Origin of the sequence: Halomarina pelagica, from assembly GCF_024228315.1 — an archaeon.
Classification (GTDB): Archaea; Halobacteriota; Halobacteria; order Halobacteriales; family Haloarculaceae; genus Halomarina; species Halomarina pelagica.
Genome location: NZ_CP100454.1, coordinates 1,283,442 through 1,299,109 on the forward strand (window position 1 = coordinate 1,283,442; position 15,668 = coordinate 1,299,109).

Below are 15,668 nucleotides of genomic sequence, written 5' to 3' on the forward strand. Positions count from 1 at the left end.
CGTTCTACCGCGCAGCCCTGTCGCGCCGGCTCCGCCGGCGTTCAGAGCGCCCGCCGCAGGAACGCCTCCACCCGATCCGCGACCTTCCCGCCCTGTCCGACGAAGTGGTGGTCGGCGCTCATCGCCTCGACCTCGTAGCCCAACTCGCGGGCGCGCTCGACGACCGGCTCCCACTCCGCCGTCGTGTCGCGCTCGCCGTAGACCACCTGCACCGGGCAGTCGATCGCGTCGAGCGCGGCCGCGGCGTCGAGCCCCGCCGGGAGGCGCGAGGCGGGCGCGAGCGCGCTCGCGGCCTCGACGTCCGCCTCCGCCGCGGCGAGCAGCGCCACCGCCCCGCCGAAGCTGTAGCCGAACAGCGCGACGCGGTCGTAGCGCTCGCGGGCCCACCGGACGGCGGCGACGGCGTCCGTCCGCTCGCCCCGCCCCTCGTCCCACTCGCCGTAGTCGAAGCGCAGGCAGGCGATCTCGGGTGCGAGGGCGTCCGAGACGGCGGTCAGTCGGCGGTCGCCGCGGCGCCCGCCCAGTTGCGGGTGGGGCGGGCAGGCGACAACGCAGGCGTCGGTATCGGCGTCGGGCGTGTCGAGGGTGCCGCGCACGTCGCGCGCGCCGCCCAGTACGATCGGTTCGCTCATACGTCGAGTTCGCGGTAGGCATTTTAATACGCAGGGATGACAAAACCTGCCCATGGGCATCCTCTCACGGACTTCGTACGTCATCCGCTCGAAGATAAACGCCCTCCTCAATCGAGCGGAGGACCCGACGGAGACCCTCGACTACTCCTACGAGCAGTTGCGCGACGAGCTACAGGACGTAAAGCGCGGCATCGCCGATCTCACCACGCAGAAGAAGCGCCTCGAGATCCAGAAGCGCCGCCTCGAGGAGAACATCGACAAGCACAACGAACAGGCGCGCGAGGCGGTGCGGCAGGACCGCGACGACCTCGCGCGGAAGGCCCTCGAGAAGAAGAAACAGAAGATGAACCAGATCGAGGAACTCGAGGGCCAGATCGCCAGCCTGCAGGACACGCAGGACTCGCTGGTCGAGAAGAAGGACCAGCTCGAGAGCCGCATCGAGGAGTTCCGGACGAAGAAGGAGTCGATGAAGGCGCGCTACGAGGCCGCCGAGGCGAGCGCGCGCGTCTCCGAGGCGATGACCGGCGCGGGCGACGACATGGCCGACCTCGGGCGCGCCATCGAGCGCGCCGAGGAGCGCACCGAGGACATGGAGGCGCGCGCGGCGGCGATGGACGAACTCCAGGACACCGGCGCGCTCGACGACGTGCTCTCGGATAAGGACCAGATCGACCGCGAACTCGAACAGCTCAGCAGCGACAGCGAGGTCGAGGCCGAACTCGAGACCCTCCGAACGGAGATGGGTCGCCCCTCGGCGGCCGGCAATGGCGGCGACGGAGCGGAGGAGACCGACGTCGACGCGACCGTCGAGGACCTCGAAACCGAGGTGAACGCCGGGGCGGACGCGGAGACCGAGACGGAGAGCGAGAGCGAGAGCGAAGGGACCGACGAGCGGTCGGGCTGAGTTCGAATTCGACCGGCCCGCGTTCGACGGCAGCGGGTACCGTTTTATCGGGGGCGCGAGTAGGCCGTCGCATGACCGACGCCGACCAGCCGGGACCGCGCCGTTCGCGTCGCCGGTTGTTGCAGACCCTCGCGGGAACCGCGGTCGTCGCGACCGCGGGGTGCGTCACGACCGACCTGTCCGTGCGCGCGGAGGGGGTCTCCGAGTCGAACGTGTTCACGTCGTTCTCGCCGAAGAGTTCGCTGTCCTGGGGGGGAAACCGGGCGTGGGTGAGCGCCTCGCTCACGGACGCCGCGACGACGGAGCTGAAGGTACGGACGCTGACGGTGGTCCCGAAGGGCGGGTCGGCGTTCTGGACGGGAACGCTGTCGGGCGGCGAGACGAGCGCGACGGTGAGCGTTCCCGTCGGGAAACCCGTCACGGTCAACGCCGTCGACGCGAACGACGCGCTGGTGGACGCGGTTCGCCTCCTCGTGGGAGGGACGCGCATCCCATGACCGGGAGCCGTGAGAACGCGGAGCGATCGCTCCGGGGAGGGGCCGCCCCGTGAGCGACCCGGACGACTCCTCACAGCCGAGCGACACGATGCGCGGTCGGGTGCAGGAGAGCCGCTGGAAGATCTGGGTGCTGATGGACGCTCCGCGCTGGATCGTCGCGGGGGGCGTCATCGCCGCGGTCTTCCTCTCGCTGACCGCGTTCAGCGTGCTGGGGCTCTCTCCGCTACGGGTCATCGTCCGGGAGCACAACGCCACGTGGTGGCTCTTCTCCCCGATGATCGGGGCCATCGTCACCGGCGTGACGCTGGTCGTCACGATCAACCAGCTCGTCGTCTCGCAGGAACTCGGTCCGCTCGGCGACCAGCGCGAGCGGATGCAGGGCGCGATGGACTTCCGGGAGGACGTGCGGATGCTCCTCGACACCGAGATCAGCCCGCCGGAACCCTCTGCGTTCCTCGGGGCGATCGTCGACGGGATCCAGACGTACGCGAACCGGCTGGAGGAGTCGGTCGCTGACGGCGACGACGATCTCCGGGAGCACACGGACGAGTACGTCGATAGCCTGACCGATCACGCGGCGGTCGTGGGCAACAAGCTCGAAGACACACAGTTCGGCACGTTCAACGTCCTCTTCGCCGCGCTCGACTTCAACTACTCCTGGAAGATCTACGAGGCCCAGCGCCTGCGCCGGACGTACCGGGACAGCATCGACGACGAGACCGACGAGGCGTTCGAGACGCTCATCGAGGTGCTCGAGTTCTTCGGCCCGGCCCGCGAGCACTTCAAGACGCTCTACTTCCAGTGGGAACTCGTCAACCTCTCGCGGGTCATCCTCTACGCCTCCGTGCCGGCGATCGTCGTCACGTTCGGCATGCTCCTGTACGTCGATACGAACACGTTCACGGGCGTCACGCTGGGGATCGACGACTTCGCGTGGGTGGTCAACGCCGCCGCCGCGCTGACGCTGACGCCGTTCGCGGTGCTGCTGTCGTACATCCTCCGCATCGGCACCGTGGCGAAGCGGACGCTCGCGATCGGCCCGTTCATCCTGCGCGAGACCGACCGCTCGAGCGACGTCAGCTGGGACGAGTAGGGGTCACTCGCCGAGGAAGTCCGGTTCGACGCGCTTCTCGTCGCGCTCGGTTTCGAGGTGCGCGAGGAACTCGTCGAGGGGGACGTCCTGTCGTTCGCGCTCCTCGCGGTCGCGGACGGAGACGGTGTTCGATTCCTCCTCGTTCCCCCCGAGGACGAGCATGTAGGGGACCCGACGTTCGTGGGCGTCCTGGATCTTCCGCCCGATGGTCCAGGAGCGGTCCTCGACGCCGACGCGGAAGCCCGCGCGCTCGAGTTCGCCCGCGACCTCCTCGGCGTAGGGGAGGGTGTCGTCCGTGATGGGGAGGATCCGGACCTGCTCGGGCGCGAGCCACAGCGGAAACTTCCCGTTGAAGTGCTCGATCATGACGCCCATGAACCGCTCGAAGCTACCGAGCAGCGCGCGGTGGACCATCACCGGGCGGTGCTCCTCGTTGTCCTCGCCGACGTAGGTCAGATCGAGGCGCTCGGGGATGTTGAAGTCGAGCTGCACCGTGCCGATAGTCCACTCCCGCCCGATGGCGTCGATAGCGTCGAGGGCGATCTTCGGGCCGTAGAACGCGGCCTCGCCCTCCTCGACCTCGTATTCGAGCCCCTCGGATTCGAGCGCGTCCTTCAGGGCCTCGGTCGCCTCCTCCCAGATCTCGTCGCTGCCGACGGCGTTGTCGCCCTTCGTCTCCAGCTTGTAGCGCACGTCGAGGTCGAAGTGGCCGTAGATGTCCTCGATGACGCGCAGCGTCTGGGTGATCTCCTCGCGGATCTGGTCCTTGCGGATGAAGGCGTGACCGTCGTCCTGGGTCAGCCCGCGGACGCGCAGGAGACCGGAGAGTTCACCGGACTGCTCGTTGCGGTAGACGGTGCCGAACTCCGAGAAGCGGATCGGCAGGTCGCGATAGGAGCGCTTCTCGCGGCCGTAGATGTACGCGTGGTTCGCGCAGTTCATCGGCTTCAGGCCGTACTCCGTGTCGTCCTGCTCCCAGTTGAACATCTCACCCTGCGCGGTGAAGTTGTCGTAGTGGCCCGTGGGCTTCCAGAGGTCGGCCTTGTTGAGTTCGGGCGTCCAGACCTCCTCGTAGCCCAGGCGGTCGTTCTGCCCGCGGATGTACTCCTCGAGTTCGCGGCGGATCCGCATCCCGTTGGGGTGGTAGTGGGCGCACCCGGGGGAGTGATCGGGGATGGAAAAGAGGTCGAGTTCGCGGCCGATCTTCCGGTGGTCGCGCTCCTTCGCCTGCTCGCGCCGCTCGAGGAACGCCTCCAGGTCGGCCTCGGACTCGAACGCCGTCCCGTAGACGCGCGTCAGCGTCTCGTTGCCCTCGTCGCCCCGCCAGTAGGCCGCGGAGATGTCGAGCAGGTCGAACGCGCCGATCTCGCCCGTGCTCTCGACGTGCGGTCCCTTGCAGAGGTCCTGCCACCCGTCCTGCACGTAGAAGGTGACGGGGTCCTCGTCGGCGGCCTCGCGCTCCAGGATGTCGCGCTTGAAGGGGTTGTCCTCGTAGATCTCGAAGGCCTCCTGGCGGGGGCGCTCGACGCGCTCGATGGGGTAGTCGGCCTCGACGATCTCGGCCATCTCGGCTTCGACCTCGCGGAGGTCGTCCTGGTCGAGGTCGACGTTCGCGACGTCGTAGTAGAAGCCCTCGTCCGTCCACGGCCCGATGGTGAGCTTCGCCTCGGGGTGGAGGCGCTGGAGCGCCTGCGCGAAGACGTGCGCGGCGGAGTGGCGGAGGACGTCCACGTACTCGTCGCTCTGGTCGGTGACGATCTCGATTCGCGCGCCGTCGTACACCGGCGTCACCCTGTCGACCAGGTCGCCGTCGATCACGCCCGCGACCGTGTCGCGGCCGAGACCGGGACCGATGGCGTACGCCACGTCCTCGACGGTCGCCCCCTCGTCGACGGAGAGGTCGGAACCGTCCGGCAGCGTGACCGTGATTTCGCTCATACCCGAGAGAGCCGAGGACGCGGGATAAGTGTGTTGAGACCGTGCTACGACGCCCACGCGGGGGCGGTCACCGGTCGGTCAGTCCGCCTGGACCGACACGCCCGACTGCCCCCGAGTGCGCTCGCCGTCCTCGCCCGCGAGCGCCGCCAGTCGGTCCCCGACCGTGTGGACGGTCCCCCCGTCGACGCACGGGGCGACGAACGACAGGTCGTCGTCCGTCCGATCCGCGAGCGCCATCACGGGAAGCGAGAGGTTCTCGTGGCACCCGCCGGTGACCAGAGACCGCGTCTCGCGCCGCTCGAACCCCGGGAGTTCGACGCCCGCGCTCTCCGCCCACTCGGAGAACTCCTCGACGCGCTCGCGGATCTCGGCGGCGGCCTCGGTTTCGGCCGCCCGACCCGAGAGGCAGACGCCGTCACCCCACACGCTGACGGTGAACCCGTCGATGTGCCCGTCGGACTCGAGGCGCGACAGGCGCTCCAGCGTCGCATCGAGGCACGCTTGTCGCTCGCTCGACGTCAACGAGCGTACGAACAGTTCGACCGTACGGCGGGTGTCGGCGTCGGACATGCTAGTCGGTGCCAAGTCGGAGGGGACCAAAAGCGTTCCTTGGGTTGTCACTTTATCACACCCACGCGCTACAGTGCCTCTAGACACCCTATTTGCAGGGCGTCGGACTAGTCGATAACGTCGACAGTCGCCGGGGCGAGCGCCTCCATGGTGGCGAGGCGCTCCTCGTGGGAGAGCCGACCGAACGAGCCGACGCGGACCGCGTCGAGGCCGTCGATCGACGCGAAGCGCTCGACGGTCGCGCGCACCTCCTCGGGCGTCCCGGCGGCGACGAGGTCGTCGAGGAGGTCGTCGGGGAGCGCCTCGACGGCGGCCTCGCGTTCCCCCTCCCGCCACAGGTCGCGGATCTCGTCGGTCACCGCCTCGTGGCCCTGGCTCGCGACCGACTCGCGGTAGTAGGGCCCGTACGCGGCGATCATGAAGGCGACCTGGCCGCGGGCGACCTCGCGGGCGCGGTCGCCGTCCTCGAGCGCGCAGCAGCGGAGCGTCAGGGCGACCCGGAGGTCGTCGGGGGCGCGCCCGCCGAGTTCGACCCCGCGCCGGAGGTCCCCCAGGCGCTCGCGCAGGCCGTCCGGCGTGAACAGTTGGGGCACCCACCCGTCGGCGAAGCGTCCGGCCAGTTCGACCGTCTTCGGACCGAGCGCCGCCACGTCGATCGGCGTCGGGCGCGGTTCACAGGTGAGCGCCAGCCCGGAGAGCGAGAACACCTCGCCGTCGTACTCGACGCGCTCGCCGGACTCCACGGCGCGGATCACCTCGATGGCCTCCCGGAGCGTCCGGAGGGGCCGGTCGAACGCCCGCCCGTGCCAGCGCTCGACGACCGGCGGCGAACTCGTCCCCAGGCCGAGGCGGTAGCGCCCGCCCGAGAGTTCCTGCAGGGTGGTCGCCGTCTGCGCGAGCAGCGCGGGCGAGCGCGAATACGGCGAGAAGACGTCGTTCGAGAGGCCGATGCGGTCGGTGTGCGCGGCGAAGTGCGCGAGCAACGAGACGCCGTCCCGCCCCGTGACCTCCGGGAGCGAGACGCGGGCGTAGCCGAGTTCCTCCGCGCGCCGTACCTGTTCGACCAGCGGGTCGAGGTCGTCGTACTCGCCCACCGGGAGGACGAGGTCCGCGGCGATCGTCATCGTCCCTCACACCGGACCGCGGGGACTTGAAGGGTGCCGTCTGCGCGCACTCCGTGAGCGCGATCAGTACGCACAGTTACCGCGTACACGGTTACCGCGCCCGCGCCCCGGTGCCGGGCGCGTCGACGCCCGAGAGGTCGACGCGCCCCTCGGGCAGCGGGACGCCCTCGTAGGGGTCCTCCGCGAGCAGCAGCGAGCCGTCGAGGTCGGCGTAGTCGAGCAGCGGCGCGAGGTGGCAGGCGGCGGCGATGGCCGCGTTCGTCTCGATCATGCACCCGAGCATGACCTCGAGGCCGTGGGCGCGCGCGGCGTGGATCATCTCGATCGCCTGCCGCGGCCCGCCGCACTTCATCAGCTTGACGTTCACCACGTCGCAGGCGTCGGCCACCCGCGGCACGTCGGGGAGCGTGACGCAGGACTCGTCGGCGGCGATCGGCACGGCGGACCGCTCGTAGACGTACCGCAGGTCGGCGGGGTTCGCGGGGGGGACCGGCTGTTCGAGGAACTCCACGTCGTGGGCGGCGAGCACCTCGCTCGTCTCGACGGCCTCGCGGGGCGTCCACGCGGCGTTCGCGTCCACGCGGACGCGGGCGTCGGGGGCGGCCTCGCGGACGGCCTCGAGGATCTCCTCGTCGCGGTCGGTCCCGACCTTGGTCTTGAGGACGTCGTATCCCGCCTCGACGGCCTCCTCTGCCTTCTCGCGCATCACGTCCGTCTCGTCGATCCCGATCGTGTACGAGGAGGTGATCGTCTCGCCGGGGTCGAGGCCGAACAGCCGGTAGAGCGGCACGTCGAGGCGCTTGGCCGCGAGGTCGCAGCAGGCGATTCGGACGGCGGCCTTGGCGGCGGGGTTGTCCCCGACGACCGCGTCGAGGCGGGCGTCGATCCCATCCAGGTTGTGGGGATCGTCGACCGCCTCGCACGCGGCGAGCAGGTCGGGCAGGACGGCCTCGACGGTGTCGGCCGTCTCGCCGTAGTAGGACGAGGGTGCGGCCGCCCCGACGCCGGTGTGCTCGCCGTCGCTCACGCGCACCACCACGTTCTCGGCCGTCGTCTGCGTGCCGCGCGAGATGCCGAACGGACGGGCGAGCGGCAGGGCGACGCGCTCGAACGCCGCGGTCAACGTCACCTGATCGCCTCCACGAGGTCGTCCGCGTCGAAGCGCACGGGATCGACCGCGGGCGCGTCGATGGCGTCGCCGAAGTCGGCGAGCGCCTCGCGGGCCGCGTCGTCGTCCGCGACGCCGGCGGTGTTGAGCGCCCCGCCGACCACCTCGGCGGGGTTGACGGGTTCGGCCAGCGACTCGTAGAGCGCGGCGGCCGCCCCCGGTTCCATCAGGTCGAACTCCTCGTAGCCGTGGACGACCTCGCGGCCCGCCTCGTGACAGAGCACGAGGTGGTCCGGCATCGAGCCGTGGAGGATGCCGCACGTGACCGTCGAGTAGGCCGGGTGGACGATGGAGCCCTGCCCCTCGACGAAGAGGTAGTCGTACTCCTCCGCCCGCTCGACCAGCATCCGCTCGACCGCGCCCGCGGTGAAGTCGCTGATCGTCCGGTCGATGGGGATGCCCCACCCCTCGATCATGATGCCCGTCTGTCCGGTGGGGACGAACCCGGCGTTCAGCCCGGCGTCGCGGGCCGCCTCCAGGAGTTCGAGCGTGACGGTCATCTTCCCGACCGAGCAGTCCGTGCCGACGGTCGTGACGATCGTCGCGTCGAGGTCGCGGGCGACGCCCTCCGCGACGGTGAGGTCGGCCGGGGGCCGGCGCACGTCCCGGAGTTCACAGCCGTGCTCGTCGGCGAGGCGGGCGAACTCCTCGTCCTCGGAGAGGAAGTAGTGCAGCCCCGACCAGACGTCACAGCCCCGCGAGAGCGCGCCGCGCACGTCGTCGCGCCAGGACTCGTCGAACCCGCCGCCGATGGGCGCGATGCCGATCACCAGCGCGTCGATCTCGGGCACGTCCTCGATGCCGGCGACGACGGGCGCGTCCTGCACGTCCGGCAGGTAGTCGGAGACGCGCGTTCCGGTGCCGTCGGCGAGGTCTCTATCCAGGACCGCCGCCACGTCGTGGTCGCCGTAGCGGAGCAGTCCGACCGCCGTCTTCGCGTCGTCGGGGAATTTCCCGTGCGCAAGTACCGCAATTCGCATACCGACCTCTCCGCGCGGGGGGCATTAAGCGCCACGTGATACCCCGGAAGGTGTTAGAAGATCGTTAGATGACCGCCAGTCGCGTCCGCCAGAACGCGCGGCGGGCGTCGGCGAGCGCGTCCTCCGGGTCGCCCGTCGCGTCCACCGCGCGCGTGGCCGCGGCGCGGTCCGCGAAGCGATCGAGGACGGTCCGCTCGCCGACGACGTAGAGCGGGATCCCATCGACCTCGTCGAGCGCCTCCGCACAGCGGTCGAGGTGGTCGCGGATCTGTCCGTCGCGGATCCGCTCGAAGCGCGCCTGCGAGAAGCCGCCCTTCGAGTGCTGTTCCTTCACGTCGCTCTCGAACCCCTCGAACGAGACGCGCTCGTCGCCGTCGTAGACGCCGAGCGCGAACGTGTCAGCGCGCACGAGCGCGAGGGCGTGGCGGCCCGCCGGGAGGAACCACTCGCGCTCGACGCGGAAGCCGTCTCCCCACTCGCAGAACGGGTCGGGGGCGAGCGGCGGCGAGAGCGCGACGCTCATCAGACGGGCGTCGTCGGCGTAGACGAGACACGGGGCCGCCCTGTCGACCAGCGCCCGCCGCTCGCCCAGCAGGTCCGCGAGGGCGTCGGGGACCCCGCCCCCGTCTCCGACCATCGCGGAGAGCGCTCCTTCCGGGCCGGTCGCGACGCTCTCCAGCCGATCGAGGACCGACTCGGTGCGGCGGCGGCCCATCGCCTCGCGGTGGCGGAACGCGAGGTCGGGGGCGTCGCGCTCCTCGAGTTCGCCGCGCAGGCCCGCGATCCGATCCTCGAGTCGGTTCACCCGCTCTTCGGCCTCCTGGCGGGCGGTGACGGCCTCGCGGCGGCGCTCGCGCTCGGCGTCGAGCCGCCGTTCGAGGTGTCGGCGCTCCTCCTCCAGGTCGTCGATGCGGTCGCGGAGGCCCCCGCGACCGAGCAACCGGTCGAGCATGGCCCGACCGAGGGAAGGGAACGACTAAATACCGACGGGGGTGCCCATGTCGAGCAGTTGCGCGGCGCGGTCGACCTTCGCGAGCAGCACCTCGCGGAGGTCGGGGAGGTCGTCGTCGCCCTCGGGGACGAGGTCGGCGGGGACGGCCAGCGTCCCCTCCGGGACCCCGCCCTCGCCGTGGACCGCGAGGTGCCGGGTCCCGAGTTTCATCACGAGGGGCGTGTCGAGTCGCTCTACCCCCTCGCCGGACGCGTAGTAGCGTCGGTTGACCCACTCGTGCTGTGCGCGTTGCATGACCGGCCGGTCGCCGCCGTAGGGCTCGACGTACAACCGTCCGAGGTAGTATCCGCCGGAGAAGCGTTCGAACATCTGTGCGTCGGAACGTTAGTCAGTCACTCGCATAAGGGTTTCCGGGAACGCTTATCACGGCGCGCTTTCAGACGACATCGCTTTCACGGCGGGCGACCGGCATGAGGTATGATCCCCGACCGGTGGGCGAGGTACTACCTCGAGAACGCGCCGAGTCTGGTGTGGTTGCTCGTCGCGAACGTCGCGGCGGTGCTCGTGGGGGTCCGCTACTACGTCGAGACGATACCGGGCGTGAACACGTTCGTCTGGCCGCTCTACGCCGACTCGCCCGCGGCGACGTTCCTCGCCGCGCTCTCCTTCGCCACGCTCCTGCCCAACCTCGGCCGATCCGTTGACGACGCCCCGGTGAACCGACCGCTCGCCTACCTCCACACGCTCTCGTTCGTCTGGCTGGTGAAGTACGGCCTCTGGACGGCGGTGGCGCTCAACCTCCGCGTCTCGCTCTACTTCCCCGAAGCCTGGGCCTACTTCGGCATTATGCTCACCCACCTCGCGTTCGTCGGCGAGGCGTACCTCCTCCCGTACGTCGGGCGCACCACCCGGGGCGCGCTGACGTTCGCGCTCGGCCTGGCGCTCCTCAACGATCTCGTCGACTACGGGTTCGCGACGGTGACCGGGAGCTGTGCGCTCGGCACAGTCGGGGAGCGGTGCCTCCTCTACCCGCCGCTTCGGTACGAGCCGGGGCTGGCCCTCCCGCTCCTCACCGTTCTCACGACAGTCGTCAGCGTGTGGCTCGCTTCGTCGGCGTTCGGTCGCCTCGAGGAGGATGAAACGATCGTTTAACGGGTCGTTGTTCGTTTTGAACGGTCCGAACGGAGTTACCTCCTTTTAAGCCCGCACCGCGAATTCGAGGGTGATGCTCAGGAAGGGGGTTGCGATCGCAGCGGGCGCGGTCGGCCTGGTCCTGTTCGCCGCGGTCATCGGCGGGACCGGCGCGACCGCGGGGCCGACGACGCAATCCAACGAGACCGATCGGGGACTGGGGACCGCCATCTCCTCGTTCATGCAGGTCAGCGCCATCGAGACGCAGCACGAAGTCGAGCGCGAGATGTGGGAGGCGGCGTTCGAGAACGCGAAGAGCCAGGCCGAGCGGCGGCGACTCCTGGAGCAACGCGAGCGGGCGCTCGAGCGGCGCATCGAGGCGCTGAACGGGAGCCGCTCCGAGGTCGGCGTGCGGACGGTGGTCGCCGCGCAGATCCGCAAGGCGGTCGTCGAGGCCCGGATCGACGCGCTCCAGGCCGACATCGAGAACGCGGTCGAGGCGTCCAACCGGACGGCGATCGACGCGCCGGGGCTCGCGAAACTCCGCGAGCGCGGCGTGGCGCTCGACCGGTCGACGCCGGACGCCCCCGCGCTCGTCGGTATCGACGAAGGCGGCGGTCCCGGCGGAGACGACGAGGGCGGCGGAGAGTCGGGGAAACCGGGAAAACCGGGGAAAGTGACCGACGAACCGCGATCGACGACGCCGACCGTACCGAGCGGCCCTCCGACGGGGACGGGGACGGAGACGGGAAACGGGACGGACGGGGCGGGTGACGCCGACAGCCCCCTCGGGACCGATCCCGTCGACGGGCCGACGATCGGCGTCGGCGACGGGGAGAACGGCACGGATACCGCGAGCGGCTCGAACGACTCGAACAGTTCCGACGGTTCGAACGACTCGAGTGAGTCGAACGATTCCGACGGCTCGAACGACGGGGAAACCGGGGCCGACGGGTCGAACGGGACGGGCGGGACGGACGGCACTGGCGACGCGGACGGTACCGCCGCTCCCGACGGTATCGACGGATCGAGCGGATCGGACGGCTCCACCGGTTCGACGGACTCGAACGACACGCTCCTCTAGGTGGACGGAAGCGTCACCGTTTTCACCGTCTGCGACTTACCTGAGGTAATGGACTCCGCCGCGTTGCTCGATCTGCTGGGGAACGAGAACCGTCGGCGCATCCTCCGCCTGCTGGCTCGAAAGCCCTGTTACGTCACCGAGATCAGCGAGTACCTCGGCGTCAGCCCGAAGGCGGTCATCGACCACCTCAGGAAGCTCGAAGACGCGGGACTGGTCGAGTCGCGCGTCGACGACCAGCGGCGCAAGTACTTCTCCATCGCGCGCAACCTCCGTCTCGAGGTGAGCGTCTCGCCGTACGGGTTCGGCGCGAAGAGCGCCTATCCCGCCAGCCGGGGGCTCGACATGACGCGCTGTCGGTACCTGACGATCGACGTCTCGAACCCCGACGACGCGGCCGAACTCGGCGAACTCGCGGGCGAACTGGAGCGGCTCGAGCGGCTCTCGAGCGAACTCTCGATGGCCCAGCGGTGGGTGCAGGGTCGGCTGACGGAGGTGATGGACGGCATCTCGGAGCAGGTTCGAAACAGCGCCACGCTGGGATCGCCGGACGGCACCGACGCGCGCTTCTACGCGGAGGTCCTCGCCGCGCTCGCCAACGGCGCAGAGCGCGTCGACGAGGTCGCCCGGCGCGCCGACGCCGCCCCGGACCTCGTCGAGGAGGCGCTCCGCCGCCTCGCGAAGCACGGCGTCGTCGAGCGCGAGGGGGAACGCTGGCGGCTGACCGGATAAGTTCGGGCGATACGGTCGGTTCAGGGGTCGAATCGATTCAGAGGTCCTTCGTCACGCCCGCCCGGAGGTCGCGGCCGAAGTAGTGGCCGATCAGGGCGGCGAGCGCGCCCGCGCCGATACCGACGGCCGCGAGGGTCGCCCCCGCGTCGGCGAGGACGGCGAGCATCACGTAGTCGGTGAAGACGCTCAGCGTGGCGGCCAGCGCGCCGGCGACGACGGCTTCGAGGTAGTGGCGGCGCGCGGAGAGCAGGCCGAGACCGAACGCGGCGACGAACACTCCCAGGAGCCCCGCGCCGGGGACGAACGGGAGGAACGCGCTCGCGAGGAACAGTCCGGCGACGGCGAGCGCGAGCGCCAGCAGGAAGTAACGTGGCGAGAACACCCGCTTCGCCCGGCCGGCGAGGCGGGCGCGACGGCTTCGATCCCCGGCGGACGACGACCGCTCGCCGTCGGTCGTCGTCTCGAGTTCGCGGAGGAGTTCGTCGGTGCGCGACATGCCCGACCGTTTCGTCCGCGCGGATATGTGCCTTTTCCCGGTCGGGGAGGTGGTGCGCTCCGCTCCGCTCCGGGTCGCGGTTCCGTGGGGTTAAGTTCCGTCTCGGAGAAGACCCTGGCATGAACTCAGGCGACCGCGTGCGCGTCGAGCGCGGCGACAGCGTCTACGAGGGCGTCCTCATGCCCTCCACGACGGCCGAGCAGGTCGTCGTGAAGCTCGACGGCGGGTACAACGTCGGCATCGACCGCGAGGGAAGCGACGTGACGGTGCTCGAATCCGACGTCTACGAGGTCGGCGGAGCGGGCGGCGAGGAGGCGACCTCGGAGGTCGAGTTCGACGAGGACCTCCCGACGATCGCGCTCATCTCGACCGGCGGCACCATCGCCTCCACGGTCGACTACCGCACCGGCGCGGTGACGGCGCAGTTCACCGCCGAGGACGTCCTCCGCGCCGTCCCGGACCTCGCGGGGCGGGCGAACTACCGCGGTCGCGTCGTCGCCAACATCCTTTCCGAGAACATGACGCCCGACGTGTGGCGGGACCTCGCGGAGGCGGTGTACGAGGAGATCGAGGCCGGCGCGGACGGCGTCGTCGTCATGCACGGCACGGACACGATGCAGTACACGGCGAGCGCGCTCGCGTTCGTGCTCGACACGCCCGTCCCGATCGTCTTCACGGGCAGCCAGCGTTCGGCCGACCGCCCCTCCTCCGACAACGTGATGAACGCGGTCTGTGCCGTGGAGGCGGCGAAGGCCGACTGCGCGGAGGTGCTCGTCTGCATGCACGCCACCGAGAGCGACGACCGCTGCGCGCTCCACCGGGGCACGCGCGTGCGCAAGAACCACACCTCCCGGCGCGACGCCTTCGAGACGGTCGGCAACCGACCGCTCGGGCACGTGGACTACGAGACCGAGGCGGTCACGTTCGACCGCGAGTACGCCCCCCGCGGCGGGGTCGAACTCGCCATCGCGCCCGACCTGGAGACGGAGGTCGAACTGCTGAAGTTCACCCCCGGGATGGACGAGGCGCTCCTCGACTGCTGCGCGGGGAAGGCCGGCCTCGTGATCGAGGGGACGGGGCTCGGGCACGTCAACACGGACCTCGTCCCGAAGCTCGAGTCGATGATCGACGACGGGACGGTGGTCGTCATGACCAGCCAGTGTCTCGCGGGGCGGGTCTGCGACCGCGTCTACGACACGGGCCGCGACCTGCTCGACGCGGGCGTCGTCGAGGGCGAGGACATGCTCCCCGGCACGGCGAAGGTGAAGCTGATGTGGGCGCTCGCCAACGCCGAGGCGGTCGAGGAGACGATGCGGACGCCGATCGCGGGCGAGCTGACCGGGCGGTCTGCGCCGTGGACGTGACCGACGCCGTCGAGGTACGGCGCGCGCGCGCCGAGGACCGGGAGGCGGTCGTGGCGTTCACCGCCGACACGTGGCCCGATCGCGGTGCCGGCGACTACATCCAGCACGTCTTCGACGACTGGATCGCGGGTGACGGCGACGACCAGCGGACGTTCGTCCTCGACGTCGAGGGGGAGGTCGCCGGCATCTGTCAGGGCGTGCTCCTCTCCCCGACGGAGGCGTGGGCCCAGGGGATGCGCGTCAACCCCGACTTCCGCGGTCGGGGCGTCAGCGTCGACCTGACCCGCGCCGTGTTCGACTGGGCGGCGGCGGCCGGCGCGACGGTCTGTCGCAACATGGTCTTCTCGTGGAACGTCGCCGGACTGGGCCAGTCGCGCGCCGCGGGGTTCGAGCCCGAGACGGAGTTCCGCTGGGTGCACCCCGAACCCGACGTCGACGCGACGCCCGATCACGGCGATCACCGGGTCGTCGCCGACGCGGACGCCGCGTGGACCTACTGGACGGACAGCCCCGCGCGCGAGCACCTCCACGGGCTCGGCCTCGATCCCGACGAGTCGTGGGCGCTGTCTGAGGTCACCCGCGAGCGACTCCGCCGCGCGGCCGACGACGGGGGGCTGTTCGCCGTGCAGGGCGGGGACGACGGCGGGACGCGGGCGATGGCCTACCGATCGCGCACATACGAGCGCCCGAACGAGGCGGGCGAGGCGGAGACGTGGGCCGAGTACGGCGTCGGCGCGTGGGCGACGCACGACCACGCGCGGGCGCTGTTCGCGGCCGTCGCCGCCGACGCCGCGGCGCTGGGTGCGGACCGGACGCGCGTGCTCGTCCCCGAGACCGTCGAGGCCGTCTCCGACGCCGCCTACGCGCGGGTCGCCGTCAGCGACGAACCCGACTTCGTGCTCGCGGCCGACCTCACGACCCGCTGACGGTCGCCGCGCCGCGCGCCGTTGACATCCACGGTGGCGACGCGTGGTACCGACGCGTGGTACCGACGCGCGCACACCGC

The 15,668-nt window shown here is 70.5% G+C and carries 17 protein-coding genes; 8 read left to right on the forward strand and 9 right to left on the reverse strand.

Features of this window, described 5'->3' with window-relative positions; translation table 11 throughout:
- Nucleotides 1-41: 41 nt before the first annotated feature.
- Complete coding sequence (locus tag NKI68_RS06780) at nt 42-632, reverse strand: dienelactone hydrolase family protein (protein ID WP_254545950.1); 591 nt, start codon at nt 630-632, stop codon at nt 42-44.
- Between the two features lie 52 nt (nt 633-684).
- Here NKI68_RS06780 and NKI68_RS06785 point away from each other — a divergent pair, with 52 nt between their 5' ends.
- The 3 genes from NKI68_RS06785 to NKI68_RS06795 all read left to right on the forward strand — a co-directional run bounded on the left by NKI68_RS06785 (nt 685) and on the right by NKI68_RS06795 (nt 3,126).
- Nucleotides 685-1,536 carry a PspA/IM30 family protein gene (locus NKI68_RS06785; RefSeq protein WP_254545951.1) on the forward strand — a complete coding sequence of 284 codons (852 nt, stop codon included), beginning with the start codon at nt 685-687 and terminating at the stop codon, nt 1,534-1,536.
- Between the two features lie 71 nt (nt 1,537-1,607).
- Nucleotides 1,608-2,033, forward strand: coding sequence for a hypothetical protein (locus NKI68_RS06790; protein ID WP_254545952.1), 426 nt, complete (start codon nt 1,608-1,610; stop codon nt 2,031-2,033).
- Nucleotides 2,034-2,082: 49 nt separating this feature from the next.
- Nucleotides 2,083-3,126 (forward strand): DUF7972 family membrane protein, encoded by a 1,044-nt coding sequence (locus NKI68_RS06795; protein WP_254545953.1) that lies wholly within the window; start codon nt 2,083-2,085, stop codon nt 3,124-3,126.
- A gap of 3 nt (nt 3,127-3,129) precedes the next feature.
- On the opposite strand, the gene thrS is transcribed toward NKI68_RS06795, so the two are convergent.
- The 7 genes from thrS to NKI68_RS06830 form a co-directional block, all read right to left on the reverse strand.
- The gene (thrS, locus tag NKI68_RS06800; protein ID WP_254545954.1) at nt 3,130-5,064 is read right to left on the reverse strand and encodes a threonine--tRNA ligase; all 1,935 of its coding nucleotides are present in this window, start codon (nt 5,062-5,064) and stop codon (nt 3,130-3,132) included.
- A gap of 78 nt (nt 5,065-5,142) precedes the next feature.
- Nucleotides 5,143-5,634 carry an HTH domain-containing protein gene (locus NKI68_RS06805; protein WP_254545955.1) on the reverse strand — a complete coding sequence of 164 codons (492 nt, stop codon included), beginning with the start codon at nt 5,632-5,634 and terminating at the stop codon, nt 5,143-5,145.
- Nucleotides 5,635-5,741: 107 nt separating this feature from the next.
- On the reverse strand, nt 5,742-6,758 hold the full coding sequence (locus NKI68_RS06810; protein ID WP_254545956.1) for a TIGR04024 family LLM class F420-dependent oxidoreductase: 1,017 nt from the start codon (nt 6,756-6,758) through the stop codon (nt 5,742-5,744).
- 91 nt (nt 6,759-6,849) lie between these two features.
- Nucleotides 6,850-7,887 (reverse strand): dipeptide epimerase, encoded by a 1,038-nt coding sequence (locus NKI68_RS06815; RefSeq protein WP_254545957.1) that lies wholly within the window; start codon nt 7,885-7,887, stop codon nt 6,850-6,852.
- Nucleotides 7,884-8,906, reverse strand: a complete 1,023-nt coding sequence (locus NKI68_RS06820) for an N-acetyltransferase DgcN family protein (RefSeq protein WP_254545958.1) — start codon at nt 8,904-8,906, stop codon at nt 7,884-7,886. Before NKI68_RS06820 ends, NKI68_RS06815 begins: the two co-directional genes overlap by 4 nt.
- 64 nt (nt 8,907-8,970) lie before the next feature.
- Nucleotides 8,971-9,858 carry a Vms1/Ankzf1 family peptidyl-tRNA hydrolase gene (locus tag NKI68_RS06825; protein WP_254545959.1) on the reverse strand — a complete coding sequence of 296 codons (888 nt, stop codon included), beginning with the start codon at nt 9,856-9,858 and terminating at the stop codon, nt 8,971-8,973.
- Nucleotides 9,859-9,882: 24 nt separating this feature from the next.
- Nucleotides 9,883-10,227, reverse strand: coding sequence for a DUF5802 family protein (locus NKI68_RS06830; RefSeq protein ID WP_254545960.1), 345 nt, complete (start codon nt 10,225-10,227; stop codon nt 9,883-9,885).
- Between the two features lie 108 nt (nt 10,228-10,335).
- On the opposite strand from NKI68_RS06830, the gene NKI68_RS06835 reads away from it, so the two are divergent.
- From NKI68_RS06835 to NKI68_RS06845, 3 genes are all read left to right on the forward strand, one after another.
- Nucleotides 10,336-11,010, forward strand: coding sequence for a DUF1405 domain-containing protein (locus tag NKI68_RS06835; protein ID WP_254545961.1), 675 nt, complete (start codon nt 10,336-10,338; stop codon nt 11,008-11,010).
- A gap of 73 nt (nt 11,011-11,083) precedes the next feature.
- Nucleotides 11,084-12,073: a hypothetical protein gene (locus tag NKI68_RS06840; RefSeq protein ID WP_254545962.1), complete on the forward strand. Its 990-nt coding sequence runs from the start codon at nt 11,084-11,086 to the stop codon at nt 12,071-12,073.
- A 48-nt stretch (nt 12,074-12,121) separates the two neighbouring features.
- On the forward strand, nt 12,122-12,802 hold the full coding sequence (locus tag NKI68_RS06845) for an ArsR/SmtB family transcription factor (RefSeq protein ID WP_254545963.1): 681 nt from the start codon (nt 12,122-12,124) through the stop codon (nt 12,800-12,802).
- Between the two features lie 37 nt (nt 12,803-12,839).
- On the opposite strand, the gene NKI68_RS06850 is transcribed toward NKI68_RS06845, so the two are convergent.
- Nucleotides 12,840-13,298, reverse strand: coding sequence for a DUF8526 domain-containing protein (locus tag NKI68_RS06850; protein WP_254545964.1), 459 nt, complete (start codon nt 13,296-13,298; stop codon nt 12,840-12,842).
- A gap of 119 nt (nt 13,299-13,417) precedes the next feature.
- Between NKI68_RS06850 and gatD the strand changes: the two genes are divergently transcribed.
- Nucleotides 13,418-14,662 (forward strand): Glu-tRNA(Gln) amidotransferase subunit GatD, encoded by a 1,245-nt coding sequence (gatD, locus tag NKI68_RS06855; protein ID WP_254545965.1) that lies wholly within the window; start codon nt 13,418-13,420, stop codon nt 14,660-14,662.
- Nucleotides 14,659-15,588 (forward strand): GNAT family N-acetyltransferase, encoded by a 930-nt coding sequence (locus tag NKI68_RS06860; protein ID WP_254546496.1) that lies wholly within the window; start codon nt 14,659-14,661, stop codon nt 15,586-15,588. The genes gatD and NKI68_RS06860 overlap by 4 nt, the downstream gene beginning before the upstream one ends.
- The last annotated feature ends 80 nt before the right edge of the window (nt 15,589-15,668 follow it).

Coding starts and splice junctions, on each gene's coding strand:
- NKI68_RS06790 (WP_254545952.1), top strand. CDS start 1,608: ATGACCGACGCCGACCAGCCGGGACCGCGCCGTTCGCGTCGCCGGTTG.
- NKI68_RS06785 (WP_254545951.1), top strand. CDS start 685: ATGGGCATCCTCTCACGGACTTCGTACGTCATCCGCTCGAAGATAAAC.
- thrS (WP_254545954.1), bottom strand. CDS start 5,064: ATGAGCGAAATCACGGTCACGCTGCCGGACGGTTCCGACCTCTCCGTC.
- gatD (WP_254545965.1), top strand. CDS start 13,418: ATGAACTCAGGCGACCGCGTGCGCGTCGAGCGCGGCGACAGCGTCTAC.
- NKI68_RS06825 (WP_254545959.1), bottom strand. CDS start 9,858: ATGCTCGACCGGTTGCTCGGTCGCGGGGGCCTCCGCGACCGCATCGAC.
- NKI68_RS06805 (WP_254545955.1), bottom strand. CDS start 5,634: ATGTCCGACGCCGACACCCGCCGTACGGTCGAACTGTTCGTACGCTCG.
- NKI68_RS06845 (WP_254545963.1), top strand. CDS start 12,122: ATGGACTCCGCCGCGTTGCTCGATCTGCTGGGGAACGAGAACCGTCGG.
- NKI68_RS06850 (WP_254545964.1), bottom strand. CDS start 13,298: ATGTCGCGCACCGACGAACTCCTCCGCGAACTCGAGACGACGACCGAC.
- NKI68_RS06830 (WP_254545960.1), bottom strand. CDS start 10,227: ATGTTCGAACGCTTCTCCGGCGGATACTACCTCGGACGGTTGTACGTC.
- NKI68_RS06780 (WP_254545950.1), bottom strand. CDS start 632: ATGAGCGAACCGATCGTACTGGGCGGCGCGCGCGACGTGCGCGGCACC.
- NKI68_RS06810 (WP_254545956.1), bottom strand. CDS start 6,758: ATGACGATCGCCGCGGACCTCGTCCTCCCGGTGGGCGAGTACGACGAC.
- NKI68_RS06840 (WP_254545962.1), top strand. CDS start 11,084: ATGCTCAGGAAGGGGGTTGCGATCGCAGCGGGCGCGGTCGGCCTGGTC.
- NKI68_RS06835 (WP_254545961.1), top strand. CDS start 10,336: ATGATCCCCGACCGGTGGGCGAGGTACTACCTCGAGAACGCGCCGAGT.
- NKI68_RS06820 (WP_254545958.1), bottom strand. CDS start 8,906: ATGCGAATTGCGGTACTTGCGCACGGGAAATTCCCCGACGACGCGAAG.